This is a genomic window from Limnobaculum parvum (genome assembly GCF_003096015.2).
GTDB lineage: Bacteria > Pseudomonadota > Gammaproteobacteria > Enterobacterales > Enterobacteriaceae > Limnobaculum > Limnobaculum parvum.
In genome coordinates, this window is sequence record NZ_CP029185.2 from 1,301,023 (window position 1) to 1,322,705 (window position 21,683).

Consider the following 21,683-nt stretch of genomic DNA (forward strand, 5'->3'; position numbering starts at 1 on the left):
TTGCCGTTGGGGTCGACTTGGCGTAAGCCAACGACAAACAGGCGAAAGCCTGTTTGAACAGCGCTTGCGCTGGCCCGCAAGGTGTTTCATAACTGCCCCTAGGGAATCTAGGCCCGATGTACACCAATGCCAAGTACCGATGGTCTTCCGGCCGGGCACGATGATGGTATAGGCACACAATCATTACGGCCGGAATATCCCCAAAAGCCAATTTTGATTAATAGTTCGTTTTTAAAAATGACCCTGTGCGACAATCTATTTTTATCTGATTTTCAATCCAATCCACCGTATAATCCGTTGGTTTAAGTTTTATCTCCGAGAGGTTGTAGTGAAGCAAATATCTGAACTGGTGAAGCAACTGCATAAGCGCCTGCAAGAAGTTGCTCGCCCGGAACCAGGTCGGGAGCGTATTACCGTTTCCCTCACGCTTCAGCAACGTACCTCGTTACTCAGCTGGCTTGCGGCTCAGCCCATTTTCCCCCAGTTTTACTGGCGTCAGCGTGACGATCTGGAAGAGGCGGCGGTGTGTGGTGAAGTGATCCGCTTTAACGATGCGGATTCAGCCCGTTATTTTTTGATGACTAATGATGTCGCCGATATGCGTATCTGGGGGCTGAATACGTTCGATCAGGTAGAAACCCCGTCATTAAACACGCCAAAAAGTGCGTTATTTCTGCCTCGTATTGAGCTGTTGCGGGATATGGATGGCGGCAAGCTGGTGGTGAACCTTTACAGCGAAACCTCACTGGCTGACGACGTGGCTATTGCACAGAAAACTATCGAGCAGTTAACCACCTCCAGGCCGTTACCGGTACTTAATGTAAACGTTAATTCGGTGCAGCATCAGCCAGAAAAGCAGGGGTGGTGCGATCTGTTAAATCAGGCGTTGGAAGCCATTCAACAGGGGCAGTTTGAGAAAGTGGTGTTGGCCCGTAAGTCAACGCTATCGCTAAATGAACCCCTAAACCCAGCGGCTTTTCTTAATGCCAGTGAGAAAGTAAATCACCATTGCTTCCATTTTATGATGCGAATGAATGATAAAACCGCATTTTTAGGCTCCTCTCCGGAATGTCTGTTTTTGCGGGTTGGTCAGCATCTGACGACCGAAGCGCTGGCGGGTACCGTAGCCAGTTCATCAGATAACCAACAGGCTAAACAGCTGGGTGACTGGCTCATGCAGGACAAAAAGAACCAGCATGAAAACCTACTGGTGGTAGATGATATTTGCCAGCGGCTGCACGGCGGTATTCTGGCTATTGACGTTTTGCCTGCGGAAATCGTTCGTTTACGCAAAGTACAGCATCTGCGTCGCTGCATTCATGCGGAGCTGGCGGTGGCTAATGATGCCGACAGCCTGCAACGATTACAGCCAACGGCGGCAGTAGCCGGACTTCCTCGTGAGCCTGCCCGCCAGTTTATTTTGCAGCACGAACCTTTTACTCGCGATTGGTATGCCGGTTCTGCCGGGTATATCTCTTTGAACCAAACCGAGTTCGCTGTTTCTCTGCGTTCTGCGCTGGTAGAAGGCAGTAATATTCACCTGTATGCCGGAGCCGGTATTGTCGCGGGTTCCGATCCAGAGCAGGAGTGGCTGGAAATAGAGAATAAAGCGGCAGGATTGAGAACGCTGCTGGAAGAATAAAAGGTCAGTCATGCGATGTTTAGCACTGGAGTTGCGTTTTCCACCGCCGATTATTTTTAGTGTTTCTTTGTTATTTATTGGCTTTATTCATTGGTGTTTTCCGGCATTCAAAACGGAATCTACGCTTATGCCGATCGTGTCTGGCGTCTGTTTTCTGGCATCCGGTATCATTGGATTATCCAGCCTGACAATGTTCTATCGTGCGAAGACCACGGTAAATCCCATCAACGTAAATTCAGCCACGACTCTGGTCGATAGCGGCCTGTATGCTTTTTCCCGTAATCCGATGTATCTGGCGTTAGCGTTATTGCTGCTGAGTGCCTGTTTTTGGCTGGGGAACCTGTTGGGGCTGGTGGGGGTATTCGTGTTTATCTTATATATTACTCGCTTTCAGATTATTCCTGAGGAAAGGGCTCTGGGGGCGTTGTTTGGACAGCGTTATCAGGATTATCAGCGTAGGGTACGCCGCTGGCTCTGATAAACCGTTTCTGTATAACATCGTTACTTTATTCGCTTTTCTCGTCAGAACGCCAATACCCTATTCAACGCGTATTATTACCACTCGTGGTTATTCCATTATCGTCTATCATTTATCAATGAGTTAGTCACTTTTAACGGCGCTAAATGCGGCATGCAGGAACGACTGCTGCTTTTTCCGCTATTTTATATCGACCTCCAACGGGTGGTTTACCGATAAGATAAATTATTCAGCGACGGTGTCGTTCCTGAACGCTGGATTACAGGATATTGCTATGCTGACCTTGCTTCATTTGCTCTCCTCTGTGGCCCTGTTAGTTTGGGGAACTCACATCGTTCGTACCGGTGTGATGCGGGTGTTTGGTTCTGACCTTCGCCGGATACTTAGCGCCAGCATTCAGAAAAAATGGCGGGCATTTATCGCCGGTATGGGTGTGACCGCGCTGGTACAGAGCAGCAATGCAACAGCCTTACTGGTGATCTCTTTTGTCTCTCAGGGATTGATTGGTTTAGCGCCGGCGCTGGTGATTCTGTTAGGGGCGGATGTGGGAACGGCACTGATGGCGCGAGTGCTGACGTTCGATCTCTCTTGGTTATCGCCCTTATTGGTTTTGTTTGGTGTGATTACCTTTTTAAGCCAGAAGAAAACCCGTATTGGGCAAGTCGGTCGGGCGGGTATCGGCCTCGGGCTAATTTTGCTGGCCCTGCAATTGATCGTCATTTCCGCCGAACCTATCACTCAGGCCAGCGCAGTTCGCGAGGTATTTTCCTCTCTAGCCGGTGATGCCATCCTTGCTCTACTGATTGGTGCTCTGTTTGCCATGGTGAGTTACTCAAGCTTGGCGGCAGTTTTGTTAACCGCGACGTTAGCCGCCACCGGGCTGGTACCGCTAAATATTGCGCTGTGTATTGTTATTGGTTCCAATTTAGGCAGCGGCTTTTTGGCCTTGTTTAGCAGCAGAGGACTAGGGGCAACTTCGCGCCGCTTGGTATTGGGTAGCCTGTTGTTTAAGATTATTGGCTGCGTGCTGGTGGTACCGTGGATTGCGGCACTGACCCAAGGGTTACGTCAGTACTCACTGCCTGCTGAGGAAGTGGTGATTTACTTCCATGTCATGTACAACTTGGTGCGCTGTATTTTGATGTTGCCATTGGTTAATCCGATGGCTCGTCTGACAACCCGCATGATAGCGCAAGATCCCGCTCTAGCCGCTCAGTTGACCCCTCGTTATTTGGATAGCGCTGCATTGGATACGCCCTCGCTGGCGCTGGCCAATGCGGTACGAGAGACCCTGCGTTTGGGGGATGTGGTGGAGCAGATGCTGGTTGGCTTTAATGAAGTCTTGCAGGGACACCAGCAGCACCGCCGTGAAGTCGCCCATCTGAAAGATGAAACCGACATGTTGTACGGTGCCATTAAGCTCTATCTGGCAAGGTTGCCTCAAGAGAGTTTAAGCACGGTGGATTCTCGACGTTGGGCAGAGATTATTGATACGGCGGTAAATTTAGAGCAGGCGGGAGAGATCATTGACCGTATGACTTCAGAGGTATCATCTCAGTCGCTGGGGGTACGTAAATCGTTTTCTTTAAAGGGCATGGAAGAGCTGAATACGCTGTATTTACGCCTAGTTAAAAATCTGGACTTAGCCATGTCGGTATTTCTTTCCGGCGATATTGATAATGCGCGTCGTTTGCGTCGCGCCAAGCACCGTTTTCGTTTACTGAATCAACGCTATTCTTTGGGGCACGTAGAGCGTCTGCATCATAAGAATCTGCAAAGCATAGAGACCAGCTCTCTGCACATGGGGCTGTTGGCGGATATGCGAAGGCTTAATTCGCTGTTTTGTGCGGTGGCTTATTATGTGTTGGAAGTACAGGATGAAGAGAGCCATGTTGATGGAGAAGTCGGGATAACTCACTGACAAAACTGTCAGATTTGTCAGTGGGGGTAAAGGTTTGTCGGGACTATTGATTCAATTTTTCTATCTGGATAATTTGTGGGAAATTTTTGTTTAATCAATGTCCCGTGAGTTAAAGGAATCGCTATGAACGTTAATTATCCGACGACCTATGAAATCGGTGATGTGGTATTTACCTGTATTGGCAATTTGCTGTTTCGTCAGGTGTCTGCGGCATCGGCCTGCTGGAGCAATCACGTTGGAATGATTATTGGTCATGATGGTAAGGATTACATCGTGGCGGAGAGTAAAGTACCTCTGTCCCAAACTACCACGCTGACTAAATTCGTTTCCCGCTCGGTAGAAGGACGTTACGGCGTTCGTCGCCTAGAAGGTGGGCTTACGGAACAGCAAAAGCAGTTGCTGGTTGAGAAGGTGCCCGCGCGTTTAAACGTGTTGTATCATACCGGCTTTAACTATGAATCTTCCCGTCAATTTTGTTCCAAATTCGTGTTTGATCTGTATCGAGAAGGGTTGTCTATTCCCATCGGAAAAATTGAGAGCTTTAATACACTGCTCAGTAGTAATCCCAATGCGAAGTTACAATTCTGGCACTTTTGGTTTTTAGGGGCGATACCCTGGGATCGTAAAACCGTCACGCCAGCCAGTTTATGGTTTTATCCAACGTTAGTTCCGGTGTTCAATAGTCATCCTGATGCGAATGAAACCGAGCCTAATTGGTATTACCACTAAGTTATTTATTCATACTCGATGGACCGGAGATATCTGCTTTGGATAAATACAGCCCATCTTCTTCTGATGAGATCATGTTTTGATACGGATGAAGAGCACAGATACCAGTACTGGATCAATCTATTCGCGCAAGTGATGATTGCGTTTTTACAACCGCTAGAATATGAAGCGATTCCCAAGCAGCAGGATTTTAAAGTGTTGGTTTACGATCATGATGAAGCGCCAGAAAACAGCGAGCAGCGGTTGAAGGTTTTTGGTGATGGGCCAATATTTCGTTTAAATTAGCGGTAATTTCAGCACACCAATTTATTTTGGTCATCTGTAATTACTTGAAACTAAATGTATCTTAATATTTCTTAATATCCACTGTTGCCATCATTAATAACAATCAGGCTACAGACCAAACGGTTGAAAGGTTGTCGCGGGCTGGGGATTAACTTAAAAATCAATATGTTTGTTTGCAAAACCACGTCATTCGGGCATTTCATTGTCCCTACTGTCGGCTTAGTGTAATATACCTGCCAATTATGGATTCTATTTTTTAGTTAAATCAATAGATTAAGCTAATTTTCGGTGAACTCCCCATGTCGATAAGTGTGTTTAACCGCCGTTGGGCGGCAGTGCTATTAGAAACATTAACCCGCCACGGGGTTCAGCATGTCTGTATTGCACCGGGTTCCCGTTCTACTTCTCTTACGCTGGAAGCGGCTGCCAACGCCAAAATAACCTGTCATACCCATTTTGATGAGCGTGGCCTTGGCCATTTGGCTCTCGGTATTGCTAAAGTTACCGGCCAGCCGGTTGCGGTGATTGTAACTTCCGGCACGGCGGTGGCAAATCTGTATCCTGCGTTGATTGAGGCCAGTTTGACGGGAGAGCGTCTAGTTTTGCTAACCGCCGATCGCCCGCCGGAACTGATTGACTGTGGTGCTAATCAGGCTATTCGTCAGCAGGGTATTTTTGCTGACCATCCCACTCAATCATTATCATTACCTAGGCCTACGCCGGATATTTCAGCTGCATGGCTAACTTCAATTCTCGATCAGGCTTTAGGTGAACAGAAACAAGGGGCATTGCACATTAACTGCCCATTCGCCGAACCGCTGTATGGTGGCGATGCGTCTGCTTACGCTGACTGGTCTGAAACACTGGGCGACTGGTGGCAAAGCGATAAACCTTGGTTACTCAGCGATAATCAACGTAGGGTGAGGCAACAGTTTGACTGGCTTCAGTGGCGGCAGCGTCGTGGCGTGGTGATTGCGGCACGTATGGGTGCAGAGCAAGGGCAGCAGTTAGCGGCATGGGCTAAACAACTAGGCTGGCCATTATTAGGTGATGTGCTCTCCAGCAGCGGGCAGCCGTTACCCTGCGCCGATCTGTGGCTGAATAATCCCAAAGCGCAGGAGATATTGGCGCAGGCGGAGATCGTGGTGCAGTTCGGTGCCAGCCTGACGGGTAAACGCATGCTGCAATGGCAAGCTAGCTGTTGCCCAAAAGAGTACTGGCTGATTGATAACATTAGCGGACGCTTGGATCCAGCAAACCATCGCGGTCGTCGTTTGGTGGCAGATATTAGCGAGTGGTTAGAACTGCATCCGGCCGAGGCTCACCCGTTCTGGGCCGATGAACTCAATATATTATCGGCACGAGCTCGCACCCATGTTACCAATTATCTGGAACATCGATTTGGTGAAGCACAACTGGCCTGTTATTTAGGTGAATTGTTACCTTCGCAGGGCTTGTTTTGGGCGGGTAACAGCCTGATCGTGCGGCTGATCGATGCATTAGGACAATTACCCGCAGGCTATCCGGTATACAGTAACCGTGGAGCCAGTGGAATTGATGGTTTATTCTCTACCGCCGCCGGAGTTCAACGGGCGGCAGACAAGCCGATGCTGGCGGTGCTGGGGGATATTTCCGCACTTTACGATCTCAACTCTTTGGCGCTGATGAAACAGTGCACGGCGCCAGTGGTATTGGTGGTGGTGAACAACGACGGTGGTTCGATTTTCTCGCTGCTGCCTACGCCGGAAGCGGAAAGAGAGCGTTTCTATCGCATGCCGCACGGCATAAATTTTGAGCATGCGGCGGCCATGTTTGGTTTATCTTATGCCAGTCCCAAAAGCTGGCAGGAAGTTAAACAGGCGGTAGATGCTCACTGGCAACAGCGTGGCGTTTTGCTACTGGAGTTGCAGGTAGCCCCTCATGATGGCGCCGAAACCCTACGTCAGTTAGTCAACGATGTGGTGAATTTTTAATGCTGGCGGTAACCCGTTATCCATCGGTTGAGGCAGATGACAATCAGCCTTGGCTGGTGTTTCTCCACGGGCTATTGGGTGACGGACACGATTGGGATGCAGTATTGCCCCATTTAAATCACTGGTCTTGTATCACCATTGATTTACCGGGCCACGGTCAGTCGCAAGATATCAGCGTTAATGGCTTTGAGCACTTAAGTCAGCAACTGGGGGAAACCCTGCTGTCCTGTAATATTAACCGCTATATTCTTATCGGTTACTCTCTTGGGGGGCGCTGTGCGATGTATCATACTTGCTTTGGCGAGAGTGATGGGTTAGTTGGGCTAGCGATCGAAGGGGGAAATCCCGGACTGAACGCTGACTCAGAACGACAGGCCCGTTTGCATCACGACAGTCGATGGGCTGAACAGTTTCGCCATCAGTCTCTGCCAGAGGTGTTAGCCCAGTGGTATCAGCAGCCGGTGTTTGCCAATCTGAACGATGAGAGCCGCCAGCGCTTGATTCTGCGTCGTCATCACAATGATGGTCATCATGTGGCTCAAATGTTGGAATCTACCTCATTGGGCTGTCAGCCCCAATTGGGCGAGCGGTTGAATACCCGCTTAAAACACCGAAATATACCTTTTTGTTATCTCTGTGGTGAACAAGATGCAAAGTTTCAGCAAATTGCGCTTGAAAATCACTTTCCGCTGCGTATTGTAGCCGCAGCAGGTCATAATGCACATTCGGCGAACCCAGAGGGTTTTGCTGCACAGTTGCTTACATTTTTGAAGGAATGCTAATTATGCTTTATCCAAGTGAACAGGAACTCTACGCACCTATCGAGTGGCTGGATTGCTCTGAAGGATTTCAGGATATTCGTTACCATAAGTCAGCCGACGGTATCGCAAAAATTACTATAAACCGTCCTGAAGTGCGTAATGCATTCCGTCCTCTGACCGTAAAAGAGATGATTCAGGCGTTAGCGGATGCCCGCTACGACGATCATATCGGCACCATTATTCTGACCGGTGAAGGTGATAAAGCGTTCTGTTCCGGCGGTGACCAGAAAGTGCGTGGCGACTACGGCGGTTATCAAGATGACAGCGGTACTCACCATCTGAACGTGTTGGATTTTCAGCGCCAAATTCGTACCTGTCCTAAACCTATCATTGCCGCGGTAGCCGGGTATTCCATCGGTGGCGGTCATGTCCTGCATATGATGTGCGATCTGACTATCGCCGCAGAAAACGCGATTTTTGGTCAAACCGGCCCTAAAGTTGGTTCTTTTGACGGCGGCTGGGGTGCTTCTTATATGGCGCGTATTGTGGGTCAGAAAAAAGCCCGCGAAATTTGGTTCCTGTGCCGTCAGTACAACGCTCAGGAAGCGCTGGATATGGGGCTGGTAAACACTGTGGTTCCTGTCGCTGACTTAGAGAAAGAGACGGTTCGCTGGTGTCGTGAAATGCTCAAAAACAGCCCAATGGCGCTGCGCTGCCTGAAAGCGGCGCTGAATGCGGATTGTGATGGTCAGGCAGGACTGCAAGAACTGGCGGGTAACGCCACTATGCTGTTCTACATGACGGATGAAGGACAGGAAGGACGCAATGCGTTCAATGAGAAACGCCAGCCGGACTTCAGCAAATTTAAGCGTAATCCATAATGCGTAAAGTCGAACTCTACCGTTTTAGCCTGCCGATGGAGGCAGGGGTGATTCTGCGTAATCAACGGCTAAAAACTCGCGATGGCCTGCTGGTTTGCTTGACGGAGAATGGTAAACAGGGCTGGGGAGAGATCTCCCCATTGCCTGAGTTTTCTCAAGAGACGCTGGAAGAGGCGGAGGCCTCTACTTTGGGCTGGTTACACAGTTGGGTTAATGGTGAGCAGGCGTTTGAAAGCGCGCTGCCTTCCGTGGCTTTTGGTCTGAGTTGTGCGTTGGCTGAACTGTCAGGTTTTCTTCCTCAAAAAGCAGATTACCGCAAGGCACCGCTGTGTAATGGCGATCCGGATGAGCTGTTTGCCGTACTGGGCGCCATGCCGGGTGAGAAAGTGGCTAAAGTTAAAGTCGGTCTGTACGAAGCAGTTCGTGATGGCATGATTGTTAACCTGCTGCTGGAAGCCATTCCTGATTTGAAACTGCGTCTGGATGCCAACCGCAGTTGGACTCGAGCGAAAGCGGATGGTTTTGCTAAATATGTGCAGCCTCAGTTTCGCGATCGCATTCAATTTCTGGAAGAGCCGTGTAAAACCCGCGAAGAGTCCCGCGATTTCTCCCGAGAAACCGGGATCGCTATTGCATGGGATGAAAGCGTACGTGAAGCGGACTTTGTGGTGCAAGCTGAACCGGGCGTCGCCGCGATAGTGATTAAACCAACGCTGGTGGGTAGCATTCAACGCTGTCATATGTTGGTTGAGCAAGCGCACAATGCCGGTTTAATGGCTGTCATTAGCTCATCAATAGAAAGTAGCCTCGGCCTGACCCAGTTGGCAAGAATGGCCGCATGGCTGACGCCGGATACCATACCTGGGTTGGACACGCTGTCATTGATGCAATCACAACTGGTACGCCCGTGGCCTGACAGTGAACTCCCCGTGCTGGAGGTTGATGCGCTGGAAGTGGTATGGCGTCGTTAATTTCAACGGTTTTTAGCAACTGGCCGTGGCAGCAGTGGGCAGCCGAACAGCCGAACGCCACGGCAATTATTAGAGAACAACAACCTGTCAGCTGGCGACGGCTGGCTGATGAGGTTAATGCCCTGTGCGCGCGGTTCCATCATCATGGTGTTCGCGCCGGACAGGGTGTGGCGCTGAGTGGTAAAAACAGCCCTGAACTGCTGTTAGGGTATTTGGCGATATTACAACTGGGCGCCAGAGTATTACCCCTCAATCCCCAGCTACCAACCGCATTACAGGCACAACTGCTGCCCATGTTGAATATTGACTGGGGTTGGAGCAACTATCCTTTGGCGTGGACGGATAGTATTGACCCATTGCCATCATTCAATATTGAACAACTTTCCATCGATAATTCCGATACTCATCCGATAGCAGATTGGTCATCGGCGCAGTCATTTACCATGACCCTAACCTCCGGCTCTAGCGGACTGCCGAAAGCAGCAGTACATACCCCAGACGCCCATTTGGCCAATGCCGCCGGACTGTTGCAGCGGATGCAGTTTGAGCTGGGCGACAGCTGGTTGCTCTCTTTACCGTTGTTTCATGTTTCCGGTCAGGGGGTGATATGGCGCTGGCTGCAAAAAGGCGCGACGCTGGTGCAGCGCAATATGCATCCTTTAACAAATGCGCTGGCTGGCTGTACTCATGCTTCACTGGTACCCACTCAGCTTTGGCGTTTGCTGGAACAGGATGCCGATAAATTAGTGCTTAAGCAGGTGCTGCTGGGGGGCGCTTCCATTCCGGTTGAGTTGACCGAACGCGCACGGAAGGCAGGAATTAGCTGTTGGTGTGGATATGGCATGACGGAAATGGCCTCGACGACCTGTGCCAAACCCGCTGACGAGACTGCCAGTGTCGGCGTGCCATTACCCGGCAGAGAACTGCAACTGATGGATAATGAAATTTGGCTGCGGGGCAGTGGTCAGGCGCTGGGCTATTGGCAAAATGGTGAAATCAGACCGCTAAGCGACAGTCAGGGCTGGTTCCATACCCGCGATCGCGGCGAGATGAGAAATGGTGAACTGTATGTTTGTGGACGTATGGATAACCTGTTTTTCAGCGGTGGGGAAGGCATTCAGCCGGAGGACATTGAGCGAGTACTGGTGACTCATCCTCTGATTGAACAGGCGTTTGTGGTACCGATCGATGATGTGGAATTCGGTCAGCGTCCGGTGGCGGTGATTGATGCACTACCGGGACTGGATTTGTCTCAATTGTCCACATGGCTGGAAGGTCAGATAACCCGCTTTCAGATCCCGGATGATTATTACGTTTTGCCTGCTGAGTTAAAGCAGGGGGGGATTAAGATTTCGCGGTTGGCGGTGAAGGAATGGGTTTATTCACAGATTAAAGACGCAGTGAAATAGGCTAACCAATAAGTTAGAGATTAAAAATAAGAAACCCACGGGTTATACCCGTGGGTTTAGTATCAATGAGTGATGATTATTTCATCTTCTTCAACGCTTCAACTATCCCATTACCGTAGTCCGGATGAACTTTGGTAAACAGGTCGATTTGACGCTGTCGAATTTCTTCTGGAACTTCACACAGTTCACTTGCAATACGTTTGAACATGCGTTGATGTTCTGCTTTGCTTAGCAGGTTAAATAGGGCGCGCGGTTGGCTGAAATAGTCTTCATCCTCACGATGATTCCAGTGGTCTGCGGCACCTTCTAAGGTCAATGGTGGTTCACTAAAGTTAGGTTGTTCTTTAAATAGACCAAAGCTGTTTGGTTCATAAGTAGCACCGTTGCCGCTGTTACCATCTACGCGCATAGCACCATCGCGATGGTAGTTATGGAACGGGCAACGTGGCGCGTTAACCGGGATTTGATTATGGTTAACACCTAAGCGATAACGCTGTGTATCACCATAAGAGAACAGACGACCCTGTAACATCTTGTCTGGAGAGAAGCTCACTCCGGGCACTATGTTCCCCGGATTCATCGCCACTTGCTCAACTTCAGCAAAGTAATTGTCTGGATTGCGGTTCAGTTCCATCACACCCACTTCAATCAGCGGGGCATCTTTATGTAACCAGACTTTGGTTAAGTCGAATGGATTGTAAGGCAGTTTGGACACTTCATTTTCCGGAATAATCTGAACAAACAGCTTCCAGCGAGGGAAGTTACCGGCAGTAATGTTGTCATGCAGGTCGCGCTGTGAACTTTCGCGATCTTTACCAACCAGCTCTTCTGCTTCTTCATCCATCAGGTTTTCGATACCTTGCTGGCTGCGGAAATGAAATTTAACCCAATAACGTTGATTGTCTGCGCTGATAAAGCTGAAGGTATGGCTGCCGAAACCGTGAATGTGGCGGTAGGATTTTGGTAATCCGCGGTCACTGTAGTCGATAGTTAACTGGTGCAGAGTTTCAGGTACGAGAGAGAAGAAGTCCCACTTATAGGTTGGATTCCGCAGGTTAGTATGCGGGTCGCGTTTTACGACGTGATTTAAGTCTGGGAATTTTAGCGGATCGCGCAGATAGAATATTGGCGTGTTGTTACCCACCAGATCCCAGTTGCCTTCTTCGGTATAGAATTTGATAGAAAAACCACGGATATCGCGTTCGGCGTCTGCTGCGCCACGTTCACCGGCTACGGTAGAGAAACGAATAAACAGGTCGGTTTTTTTACCAATCTCAGAGAATATTTTAGCTCGGGTATATTTGGTAATGTCATGTGTCACGGTAAAAGTACCGTATGCGCCAGAACCTTTAGCATGCATACGACGCTCAGGAATGACTTCGCGGTCAAAGTGAGCTAGTTTTTCAAGGAACCAGATGTCTTGTAACAACATCGGCCCTCTTGGCCCTGCGGTTATTACATTATTGTTATCAACTACCGGCACGCCAGCTGCCGTGGTTAGTTTTTTATCGCTCATCACTTTCTCCTGTTAAACATCAAAAAATTATCGTCATATTGACTAAGAGCTAAAACACCACTTCTTGGTTCTGACTCTATTAGTAAGGCTGTGGACACAATATAGCTAATTGTTACTGCCTATCATGGTTATCAGCCTAGCCAATGTACAAAATTCGTGAACTTGAATGGTGTTATAAAGAGATCGACAGATTTTTAGTTGAGCCTTGCTGTACGGGCGTTTATCGCCAATGGTGCTTTTATTGGATGGTTTTAAGGTGCTGTGAACGTTTATTTTTTTTGATGCAAAAAACTAAGAATTATCTTCTGTAGGCTTTTGGCATGCTCGGTATCATCATAGAGCCGAATTGGCTACAATTAAACCATTATTGTACTGATTTAGTAAGAGGGTATTTCGGTAGCTATTTGTTTGAAATCAAATTCATGTCAATTAAAACTAATCGGGCTATTATTTGTATTTCAACTATTTTTTAAGATGATAGTTATATTTGTTTTTGAGATATAAGTCCTAAAAATTGCATCAGATAAAGTGCTAATCACTGTGTGTGGTTTCATCGCCGGTGAGGTTGTTGATAAGAGATAAAAATGGGCCATCAGCGTGGCTGATAGCCCATTTTTGAAAGATTTAAACATCGGTTGATATTAAGTTTGTGGCAGCAAACCAAATACAATGCCGAATTGAATCAGAATAATGGCAAAACCGAAGGCTAGAGCAAGACACAGTCCTACTGAACCACCGGGAACGCGATAACCTTCTCTGTTTTGCTTACGGGATTGCATCACCATCATGGCAGGTAATAGCAGCGCGAGAATCGATAAGGCTATTGCCGCATAACCCAACGCCATAATGAAGCCTTTTTGATAGAACAAGGCAAACACCAAAGGTGGCAAGAAAGTAATTAGTCCGGTTTGCAGACGACCTGACGTATTGTTGGTACGCTTGAACAGATCCGCCAGATAATCAAACAGCCCTAGTGCGACACCCAAGAATGAGGTCGCTAACGCCAGCGCTGAGAACAGGCGTACAGAAATTTCAACGCTCGGCGTGTTGACCACTTCTTTAACCGCTTGCAGCAGACCATTCAAACCCGATTCGGCGGCGATGATACCGACAAAGGTGCTGGAGCTAATCGCACCCAAGGTTGCTAGTTGCCATAAGATATAGGCAGCCAGAGGAATGGCGCTACCGATAATAAATATTTTACGCAATTTAGCCGTGTCGCCACCCATGTATTTGACGATGCTGGGGATACTGCCGTGAAAGCCAAAAGAGGTAAAAATGAGCGGAATAGCTGAAATCGCCAAACCGTGCTCCAGCGGCAGCGTAGTCAGGTTTACTGCCTGAACGTGCGGGATCATCAGGGATAACATGATCACCAGAAACACAATTTTTGCGCTGAACAGAATTCGGTTAATCAAGTCAACGGAGTGAGTGCCAATACAGACAACACCGCCACCAATAATGGTAAACAGCAGTGGGCCAAAAATAGGAGGTAGGTCTAGTCCTACAGAATCTTTAAGGCTGACAAACAACAATTCACCACCGCCGCTGATATACGCAGCAACGAGGGCATACATTAAAAACAGCATGGCAAAACCGGTAACAAGATGCCCTTTGGCACCCAGATAGCGTTTGGCCAGTGTACCTAAGCCGTCATCGGGGTCGCTGTACTGATACACTTCCACCAGTAGTAATGCGGTGTAACACATCATCACCCATAAGATAACCAACATGGCAAAGGTGACGCCAAAGCCGACGCCTGCCGCGGCTAGAGGCATGGCTAACATTCCTGCGCCGATAGTGGTACCGGCAACGATAAATATACTACCCAGAGTGCGATTCCTCACACGGACCTCGATTTCTTTTCATGATGTTAATCGGCTAGATAAGTACCCGTTGGGCGGCACTCTCTTAGTTACACAGCCATCAAACAAAGACGATAGCCGGAAGACGACGGTAGGGTATGTGAGATGAATGAGGGTGTCAAATTATTGATACGAGATGTAATTTTATCTTTACAAAAAGAGGGCGATCTAATTTAAATGTAATTAGCATGCAGTTTTATCATCACATTCGCCGCGATAATTGGCCTATGCTATTTTTAGCTGATAAGCAAGTTCATCAGGCGTAACATAGTCGATATTATTTGCAGATAATACAAAGAATAACCATAAACGGGAGTCATCGGATGTTAGTGGTAGAAATGTTAAGTACGGGAGACGAAGTTCTTCATGGGCAGATAGTAGATACGAATGCCGCCTGGCTGGCCGACTGCTTCTTTCAACATGGGCTGCCGCTTAGTACACGAACAACGGTGGGTGATAATCTCGACAGCCTAGTCGATATTTTGCTGGAACGTAGCCTGTATGCTGATGTATTGATTGTTAATGGTGGGTTAGGGCCAACCAGTGACGATTTAAGTTCGTTGGCTGCGGCGACGGCTGCCGGTGAATCGCTGATTGAGCATCCGGAATGGATTGCCTATATGGAAAGCTATTTTGCCGCCCGGGGCCGAGTGATGCCGGATACTAACCGTAAACAGGCAATGATTCCTGAAAGTGCTGAACTGGTTGATAACCCGGTGGGCACTGCCTGTGGATTTGCGTTAACCATCAATGATTGTCTGATGTTTTTTACCCCAGGGGTACCGTCGGAATTTAAAGTGATGGTTAACGATCAAATTTTACCGCGTTTACACCAGCGCTACAGCTTACCTCCGTCACCACTCTGTTTACGTTTAACCAGCTTTGGCCGAACGGAGAGCAGTCTGGCTCAACAATTTGATGTTTTAACACTGCCTGAAGGTTGCGTGATGGGCTATCGTTCTTCCATGCCGATCATTGAGCTGAAGTTGACTGGACCAGAAAGCCAGCGTCAGGAACTGCTAAGAAACTGGCAGATCGTTAAGCAAGGGGTTGATGAAAATGTGTTGTATGAGGGAACGGAAGGACTACCGACCATCATTGCACGTCAACTGACAGAACGAGGATTGACGGTTACGCTGAGCGAGCAATTCAGCGCTGGGTTGCTTAGCTGGAATCTGTTTTCAGCCCAGGCCCCAATCCTTCAGTCTGAAGTTCGACCCTTAACCGATACGTTTAGCCTTGAACAGTTATTGGAAAAATCAAAACAGATGGCGACACAGCAGCAGGCGGATATCAGTATTGCTATTGGATCTCGCCACGATGAGTGTTTGTCATTAGTACTGGTGACACCTGATGGCGGTTATGCCCAGCGAGTACGCTATATGCCGCGCAATCACAGCATTAAAATTCAGCAGGATGTCAGTGTGATGCTGGCGTTGGATATGCTGTTGCGTTGGTTGAACCAGCGAAATGTTTTTGGCAATTATGAGTGGTTGTCGCAGGCGGAGACGTTAGCCTACTAACTTCCTTAACAAAACAATTCACATCCCATTGAATTCAAACACCGTTGCTATAACGGTGTTTTTTTACCAGAAAAACCCAAAATTTGATGTTAACTACGGAAATTTTCATGCTACTAAACTATCATGCTGAAAAATCTGATTTTAATTGAAAACTGGAGGGATGGTGAAGGGAACCTATATGTTATGTACCGCAGGGGGCTGCCTGTTGCTGATGGCGTGCGTTGCGAAGCCCGATATGCCTACTTTGTCCCCCACATTACTTGAAGCCGATGTGGCGATAAAAGCGGCATTTTTGCAGGATGCACAGCAGAACAATACACCAATGACCATGAATATGGTTAAAACCGATATTAGCCGGATGACGGTCACCGCTGTTGATGATTGCAACGTTCAGCAAGACCAAACTCTTATTTGTAACGTTTATTCTGAATTTCAGCCAGAGGGTTCTGATAAAATTCGCCGCAATTTGGATAAGATTGGTTTTATGAAGTCAGAAGAGAAGTGGGTGGCGATGCTGTTTAAACCATAATTTATATTGGTTGATATACAAACAGCTTTTTTTATATATGACATTCGTATCTTATTATTTTTTATAAAAAAGTGTTTTTTTATTTTGTTATTTATGTGATGAATCTAACAGTCTACGTCATCATAAAACGAATATCCTTTCTGAGACTTGACGTCTTGATAACTAAAAGGATATTTGATGAGGCCCCCGCGTAATAGCAATGTCATAATCCGCATTCCTTATACTGAGTGCCCAGCTAAAACCAGAAAAACACCGGATGGGAAAGCTATCCTTGGTCGTGATGTATTTACGCCGTCTTCCCCACACCAGTGGGGGTGTTTCAGTTCAGGGCTTAAAATCAGATACCAACAGTGTTTGCCTCCACCTCAGTAGAGATATACCGAATAGCGTTGCTGATAAATATACGAGTGGGATTATGTCTAAAATCGATTATTAATGAATGAGTTATCATGATTTTTATAAATCAATTCATTATTACGCTGTAGGTAGTCAATTGAGTATTAAATATAATAATGAGGCTGATTTTCGAAAACTCAGCCTCATATAGGACATGATTAAAGCTCAAAATCACTTAAATCATCAGCGTGCATTTCAGAATCAATCTGACCGACCAGATAAGAGCTTACTTCAACTTCCTGCGGTGCTACCTGAACATTGTCAGAAACTAACCAAGCATTAATCCATGGAATTGGGTTGGAGCGGGTTTCAAACGGTAATGATAAACCAACCGCCTGCATGCGAATATTGGTGATGTATTCTATATACTGACAAAGAATATCTTTATTCAGGCCAATCATAGATCCATCACGGAACAGATAAGCTGCCCATTCTTTTTCTTGTTGAGCCGCCAGAACAAACAGGTCATAGCATTGTTGTTCGCACTCTTTGGCAATCTCCACCATTTCTAGGTCATCATTACCGGCGCGCATCAGATTGATTATATGCTGAGTACCGGTCAGATGTAGTGCTTCATCACGGGCAATCATTTTGATAATTTTGGCATTGCCTTCCATCAGTTCACGTTCAGCAAAGGCGAAGGAACAAGCAAAGCTAACGTAAAAACGAATGGCTTCCAGCGCATTTACACTCATCAGGCAAAGATAAAGCTGCTTCTTCAGCGCACGTAGATTAACGGTGACCGATTTACCATTAATCTGATGAGTACCTTCTCCCAGTAAATGGTAGTAGTTACTCATGCTGATCAGGTCGTCGTAATAGCCGGAGATATCTTTGGCGCGTTTAAGGATCTCTTCGTTAGAAACGATGTCATCAAACACAATCGCCGGGTCGTTAACAATATTACGAATAATATGCGTGTAAGAACGTGAGTGAATGGTTTCAGAGAAAGACCAAGTTTCTACCCAAGTTTCCAGCTCAGGAATCGAAATCAGCGGCAGAAACGCGACGTTAGGGCTACGGCCCTGAATAGAGTCCAGCAGGGTTTGATATTTCAGATTACTGATAAAAATATGTTTTTCGTGATCAGGCAACGCCTGATAGTCAATACGATCGCGGGAAACGTCAACTTCTTCAGGACGCCAGAAGAAGGAGAGTTGTTTCTCTATCAGCTTTTCAAATAGCTCATGTTTTTGCTGATCGTAACGCGCGACGTTAACCGGTTGACCAAAAAACATCGGTTCTTTTAGCTGATCGTTCTTAGTCTGTGAGAACGTGGTGTAGGTATGAGGCATAATGTATCCCTGTAATAGGGGGGCTAATGCCCCCTGAAAATGATTAAATCTTACATGCGCCGCTTTCGCAGCCATCATCTTCTTGTTTAGCTGGTAACAAATCTTCCTGAGAATCCTCTGCACCATCACGGGTGTTCTGGTAATAGAGGGTTTTTACACCGTATTTATAGGCGGTCAGTAGATCTTTCAGTAACTGTTTCATGGGTACTTTGCCGCCCGGGAAACGGGTTGGGTCATAGTTGGTATTGGCAGAAATTGACTGATCGATAAATTTCTGCATTAAACCAACCAGATGCAGATAGCCATCGTTGTTTGGCATATCCCATAACAGCTCATAGCGATTATTCAGTTTTTCATAGTCAGGCACTACCTGACGCAAAATACCGTCTTTTGATGCTTTAATGCTGATGTAACCGCGCGGTGGTTCAATGCCGTTAGTGGCATTGGAGATTTGCGATGATGTCTCAGAAGGCATCAGGGCAGAGAGCGTGGAGTTACGCAGACCGTGATTTTTTATGTTTTGGCGTAATGCTTCCCAATCATAGCGCAGTGGCTCATTGCACAGAGAGTCCAGATCCTTCTTGTAGTTATCAATCGGCAGAATGCCTTGGGCATAACGCGTTTGATCAAACCACGGGCACGGGCCTTGCTCACGCGCCAGTTCGTTAGAGGCTTTCAGCAAATAGTACTGAATAGCTTCAAACGCTCTGTGGGTCAGGCCGTTAGCGCTACCGTCAGAATAACGAACACCATTTTTCGCCAAATAATACGCGTAGTTAATGACGCCGATACCCAGTGTACGACGGCCCATTGAGCCAAGTTTAGCGGCCAGAATTGGATAATCCTGATAGTCCAGCAGGGCATCTAGAGAACGTACTGCCAGAGTTGCCAGCTCTTCTAGCTCATCCAGGCTGTCAATAACACCCAGATTAAAGGCAGAAAGCGTACAAAGGGCTATCTCACCATTTTCATCGTTAATGTCGTTCAGCGGCTTGGTTGGCAGTGCAATTTCCAGACACAGGTTTGACTGGCGCACAGGGGCTACTGCCGGATCAAACGGGCTGTGGGTATTACAGTGGTCAACGTTCTGAATGTAGATACGGCCGGTTGAAGCACGTTCCTGCATCATCAGAGAGAACAGTTCTACCGCTTTTACCTGACGTTGGCGAATGGATGAATCAGCTTCATATTTTACATACAGGCGCTCAAATTCGTCCTGATCGGCGAAGAAGGCATCATACAGTCCCGGTACGTCAGACGGGCTGAACAGCGTAATATTTTCGTTCTTCACCAGACGCTGATACATCAGTTTGTTTAGCTGAACACCATAATCCATGTGACGAACGCGGTTTTCTTCTACGCCACGGTTATTTCTTAATACCAACAGGCTTTCCACTTCCAGATGCCATAACGGATAGAACACTGTTGCGGCACCGCCGCGCACGCCACCCTGAGAGCAGGACTTAACCGCAGTCTGGAAGTGTTTATAGAATGGAATACAACCGGTATGGAATGCTTCACCGTTACGGATTGGGCTACCCTGAGAGCGAATCCGTCCTGCATTAATACCGATACCGGCACGTTGAGAAACGTATTTCACAATGGCGCTAGCCGTAGCGTTAATAGAATCTAGACTATCACCGCACTCAATCAGTACACAGGAACTGAATTGACGGGTAGGAGTACGCACTCCTGCCATAATTGGGGTAGGTAAAGAAATCTTAAAGGTCGAAATCGCATCATAAAAACGTTTCACGTAATCAAGGCGAGTTTCACGCGGATAGCGGGAGAACAAGCAGGCGGCTACCAGAATATAAAGGAATTGGGCACTTTCATAAACTTCGCCGGTTACGCGGTTTTGTACCAGATATTTTCCTTCTAGCTGTTTCACGGCAGCATAGGAGAAGTTCATATCACGCCAGTGGTCCATAAAACTATTCATCTGCTCAAATTCTTCTTGAGTGTAATCTTCCAGCAGATGCTTATCGTATTTTCCTTTCTCAACCATGCTCTTAACATGCGTATAGAGAGCAGGTGGTTCAAACTGACCATAGGCTTTTTTGCGCAAATGGAAGATAGCCAGACGGGCTGCCAAATATTGATAGTCTGGAGAATCACGTGAAATTAAGTCCGCGGCAGCGCGGATAATCGTCTCATGAATGTCAGAGGTTCGGATACCATCGTAAAATTGAATGTGTGAACGAAGCTCAACCTGAGAAACGGAGACGTTGTGCAAACCTTCGGCAGCCCAATCAATGACCCGATGAATTTTATCGAGATTAATACGTTCCTTTCGACCATCGCGTTTGGTGACTAATAAACTTTGATTCATAGCGTAATACTACCTTTCCGTGAGAATTTATGGCTTACACCGACATGAGTAGAACGTTGTAGGTGTAATTGCACGATAAAAACACAATATGTAGGGGGTGTGGTGTGCATGAGCTACAAGATAGTGGTCTATGAGGATTTTTGCAAGTGAACAAAATAGGGGGGATGTGTGGATAACTTTTTGGATAAACGCGCTAAGTACCCGCCTGCTCTTAGGTTATTATCTCAATTAGACGGTAAATAAATTTTTAACGGTTCGATATAAAAAATTTTCAAACCGTTTTTTTCTTAATCAATGCGGAGTTAGATGTGTTTTTTTAGAAAATGTGTTGTTCGATAACCTTATTATATTAATGGTTATCAAGCATTATCCTCAGCTTCATTGGTGCAATGTAGCATATAGTTAACATCAACGTTGCCACCCAGCTTAAACGTCTGAAACAGCGGGTTATAGTGAAGCCCGGTGATATGGCGTTCGCGAAGCGTAGTGCTATTGACCCAGCTTATCAGTTCTGAAGGGCGAATGAATTTATTGGCATCATGTGTTCCCTTTGGCACCATGTTCATCACATATTCAGCACCGACAACCAACATCAACCAAGCTTTGGTATTGCGGTTAATGGTAGAGAAAAATACGTGACCGCCGGGCTTAACCAGTTTTGCACAAGCTCGAATAACCGATGCCGGATCGGGCACATGCTCCAGCATCTCCATGCAGGTGACAATGTCGTAATGACCCTGGTTTTCCAACGCATGGGCTTCGACAGTTTGCTGAACATATTCAACAGGAATACCGCTTTCTATCGCGTGTAGACGGGCGACTAACAAAGGTTCTGCGCCCATATCCAAACCGATAACGTTGGCACCTTCTTTCGCCATACTTTCAGAGAGAATACCACCGCCGCAGCCGACATCGAGGATTCGTTTACCAAAGAGCCCATCAGCACGTTGCTGAATATAGTCCAGACGCAATGGGTTAATTTGGTGAAGGGGCTTAAATTCACCGTCGAGATCCCACCAGCGTGAAGCTACGGCTTCAAATTTAGCAATCTCTTTCTGGTCAACGTTTTCTGATGAGTGCATAGGAGCTATCCGATAATTCGCTATAGGATTGCCGATTATACATGAGTTTATGGGAATGAGTTACGTTGCATCGGTAGTTGATACGGCTCACTACG

General features: G+C 47.2%; 17 protein-coding genes. 12 read left to right on the forward strand and 5 right to left on the reverse strand.

Annotated elements, in window-relative coordinates:
* The first annotated feature begins 328 nt into the window (after positions 1 to 328).
* The 10 genes from menF (at position 329) to menE (ending at position 11,050) form a co-directional block, all read left to right on the forward strand.
* A complete protein-coding gene (gene menF / locus HYN51_RS05200; RefSeq protein ID WP_108901859.1) occupies positions 329 to 1,642 on the forward strand; it encodes an isochorismate synthase MenF in 1,314 nt (437 codons plus the stop codon).
* 10 nt (positions 1,643 to 1,652) lie between these two features.
* Entirely contained in the window at positions 1,653 to 2,120 is a 468-nt protein-coding gene (locus HYN51_RS05205) for a methyltransferase family protein (protein WP_108901860.1), read from the forward strand.
* Between the two features lie 274 nt (positions 2,121 to 2,394).
* Positions 2,395 to 4,041: a Na/Pi cotransporter family protein gene (locus tag HYN51_RS05210; protein WP_108901861.1), complete on the forward strand. Its 1,647-nt coding sequence runs from the start codon at positions 2,395 to 2,397 to the stop codon at positions 4,039 to 4,041.
* Positions 4,042 to 4,164: 123 nt separating this feature from the next.
* Complete coding sequence (locus tag HYN51_RS05215; protein ID WP_108901862.1) at positions 4,165 to 4,770, forward strand: YebB family permuted papain-like enzyme; 606 nt, start codon at positions 4,165 to 4,167, stop codon at positions 4,768 to 4,770.
* A gap of 135 nt (positions 4,771 to 4,905) precedes the next feature.
* On the forward strand, positions 4,906 to 5,055 hold the full coding sequence (locus HYN51_RS16285) for a hypothetical protein (protein ID WP_157952989.1): 150 nt from the start codon (positions 4,906 to 4,908) through the stop codon (positions 5,053 to 5,055).
* 299 nt (positions 5,056 to 5,354) lie between these two features.
* Complete coding sequence (menD, locus tag HYN51_RS05220) at positions 5,355 to 7,028, forward strand: 2-succinyl-5-enolpyruvyl-6-hydroxy-3-cyclohexene-1-carboxylic-acid synthase (protein WP_108901863.1); 1,674 nt, start codon at positions 5,355 to 5,357, stop codon at positions 7,026 to 7,028.
* Complete coding sequence (menH, locus tag HYN51_RS05225; RefSeq protein WP_108901864.1) at positions 7,028 to 7,810, forward strand: 2-succinyl-6-hydroxy-2,4-cyclohexadiene-1-carboxylate synthase; 783 nt, start codon at positions 7,028 to 7,030, stop codon at positions 7,808 to 7,810. Before menD ends, menH begins: the two co-directional genes overlap by 1 nt.
* Before the next feature lie 2 nt (positions 7,811 to 7,812).
* Positions 7,813 to 8,670, forward strand: a complete 858-nt coding sequence (gene menB, locus HYN51_RS05230) for a 1,4-dihydroxy-2-naphthoyl-CoA synthase (protein ID WP_108901865.1) — start codon at positions 7,813 to 7,815, stop codon at positions 8,668 to 8,670.
* A complete protein-coding gene (menC, locus tag HYN51_RS05235; RefSeq protein ID WP_108901866.1) occupies positions 8,670 to 9,641 on the forward strand; it encodes an o-succinylbenzoate synthase in 972 nt (323 codons plus the stop codon). Before menB ends, menC begins: the two co-directional genes overlap by 1 nt.
* The gene (gene menE, locus HYN51_RS05240; RefSeq protein WP_108901867.1) at positions 9,629 to 11,050 is read left to right on the forward strand and encodes an o-succinylbenzoate--CoA ligase; all 1,422 of its coding nucleotides are present in this window, start codon (positions 9,629 to 9,631) and stop codon (positions 11,048 to 11,050) included. Before menC ends, menE begins: the two co-directional genes overlap by 13 nt.
* A 76-nt stretch (positions 11,051 to 11,126) precedes the next feature.
* On the opposite strand, the gene HYN51_RS05245 is transcribed toward menE, so the two are convergent.
* Together HYN51_RS05245 and tyrP are read right to left on the reverse strand one after the other, a co-directional pair.
* Positions 11,127 to 12,566 carry a catalase gene (locus tag HYN51_RS05245; protein ID WP_108901868.1) on the reverse strand — a complete coding sequence of 480 codons (1,440 nt, stop codon included), beginning with the start codon at positions 12,564 to 12,566 and terminating at the stop codon, positions 11,127 to 11,129.
* Positions 12,567 to 13,207: 641 nt separating this feature from the next.
* The gene (gene tyrP / locus HYN51_RS05250; RefSeq protein ID WP_108901869.1) at positions 13,208 to 14,413 is read right to left on the reverse strand and encodes a tyrosine transporter TyrP; all 1,206 of its coding nucleotides are present in this window, start codon (positions 14,411 to 14,413) and stop codon (positions 13,208 to 13,210) included.
* 341 nt (positions 14,414 to 14,754) lie between these two features.
* Between tyrP and HYN51_RS05255 the strand changes: the two genes are divergently transcribed.
* Together HYN51_RS05255 and HYN51_RS05260 are read left to right on the forward strand one after the other, a co-directional pair.
* On the forward strand, positions 14,755 to 15,954 hold the full coding sequence (locus tag HYN51_RS05255) for a nicotinamide mononucleotide deamidase-related protein YfaY (RefSeq protein ID WP_108901870.1): 1,200 nt from the start codon (positions 14,755 to 14,757) through the stop codon (positions 15,952 to 15,954).
* 178 nt (positions 15,955 to 16,132) lie between these two features.
* Positions 16,133 to 16,483 carry a hypothetical protein gene (locus tag HYN51_RS05260; RefSeq protein ID WP_108901871.1) on the forward strand — a complete coding sequence of 117 codons (351 nt, stop codon included), beginning with the start codon at positions 16,133 to 16,135 and terminating at the stop codon, positions 16,481 to 16,483.
* 554 nt (positions 16,484 to 17,037) lie between these two features.
* Here HYN51_RS05260 and nrdB read toward each other — a convergent pair.
* The 3 genes from nrdB to ubiG form a co-directional block, all read right to left on the reverse strand.
* Positions 17,038 to 18,174, reverse strand: coding sequence for a class Ia ribonucleoside-diphosphate reductase subunit beta (gene nrdB, locus HYN51_RS05265; protein WP_108901872.1), 1,137 nt, complete (start codon positions 18,172 to 18,174; stop codon positions 17,038 to 17,040).
* 43 nt (positions 18,175 to 18,217) lie between these two features.
* Positions 18,218 to 20,506, reverse strand: a complete 2,289-nt coding sequence (nrdA, locus tag HYN51_RS05270; protein WP_108901873.1) for a class 1a ribonucleoside-diphosphate reductase subunit alpha — start codon at positions 20,504 to 20,506, stop codon at positions 18,218 to 18,220.
* A 359-nt stretch (positions 20,507 to 20,865) separates the two neighbouring features.
* Positions 20,866 to 21,588 (reverse strand): bifunctional 2-polyprenyl-6-hydroxyphenol methylase/3-demethylubiquinol 3-O-methyltransferase UbiG, encoded by a 723-nt coding sequence (ubiG, locus tag HYN51_RS05275; protein WP_108901874.1) that lies wholly within the window; start codon positions 21,586 to 21,588, stop codon positions 20,866 to 20,868.
* Positions 21,589 to 21,683 lie beyond the last annotated feature (95 nt).

Excerpts from the sequence above, each read along its gene's own strand:
- nrdA (WP_108901873.1), bottom strand. The coding sequence starts at position 20,506 with ATGAATCAAAGTTTATTAGTCACCAAACGCGATGGTCGAAAGGAACGT.
- menE (WP_108901867.1), top strand. The coding sequence starts at position 9,629 with ATGGCGTCGTTAATTTCAACGGTTTTTAGCAACTGGCCGTGGCAGCAG.
- HYN51_RS16285 (WP_157952989.1), top strand. The coding sequence starts at position 4,906 with ATGATTGCGTTTTTACAACCGCTAGAATATGAAGCGATTCCCAAGCAG.
- menD (WP_108901863.1), top strand. The coding sequence starts at position 5,355 with ATGTCGATAAGTGTGTTTAACCGCCGTTGGGCGGCAGTGCTATTAGAA.
- HYN51_RS05245 (WP_108901868.1), bottom strand. The coding sequence starts at position 12,566 with ATGAGCGATAAAAAACTAACCACGGCAGCTGGCGTGCCGGTAGTTGAT.
- menC (WP_108901866.1), top strand. The coding sequence starts at position 8,670 with ATGCGTAAAGTCGAACTCTACCGTTTTAGCCTGCCGATGGAGGCAGGG.
- HYN51_RS05215 (WP_108901862.1), top strand. The coding sequence starts at position 4,165 with ATGAACGTTAATTATCCGACGACCTATGAAATCGGTGATGTGGTATTT.
- HYN51_RS05210 (WP_108901861.1), top strand. The coding sequence starts at position 2,395 with ATGCTGACCTTGCTTCATTTGCTCTCCTCTGTGGCCCTGTTAGTTTGG.
- menH (WP_108901864.1), top strand. The coding sequence starts at position 7,028 with ATGCTGGCGGTAACCCGTTATCCATCGGTTGAGGCAGATGACAATCAG.
- HYN51_RS05260 (WP_108901871.1), top strand. The coding sequence starts at position 16,133 with ATGTTATGTACCGCAGGGGGCTGCCTGTTGCTGATGGCGTGCGTTGCG.
- ubiG (WP_108901874.1), bottom strand. The coding sequence starts at position 21,588 with ATGCACTCATCAGAAAACGTTGACCAGAAAGAGATTGCTAAATTTGAA.
- HYN51_RS05205 (WP_108901860.1), top strand. The coding sequence starts at position 1,653 with ATGCGATGTTTAGCACTGGAGTTGCGTTTTCCACCGCCGATTATTTTT.
- menB (WP_108901865.1), top strand. The coding sequence starts at position 7,813 with ATGCTTTATCCAAGTGAACAGGAACTCTACGCACCTATCGAGTGGCTG.
- nrdB (WP_108901872.1), bottom strand. The coding sequence starts at position 18,174 with ATGCCTCATACCTACACCACGTTCTCACAGACTAAGAACGATCAGCTA.
- HYN51_RS05255 (WP_108901870.1), top strand. The coding sequence starts at position 14,755 with ATGTTAGTGGTAGAAATGTTAAGTACGGGAGACGAAGTTCTTCATGGG.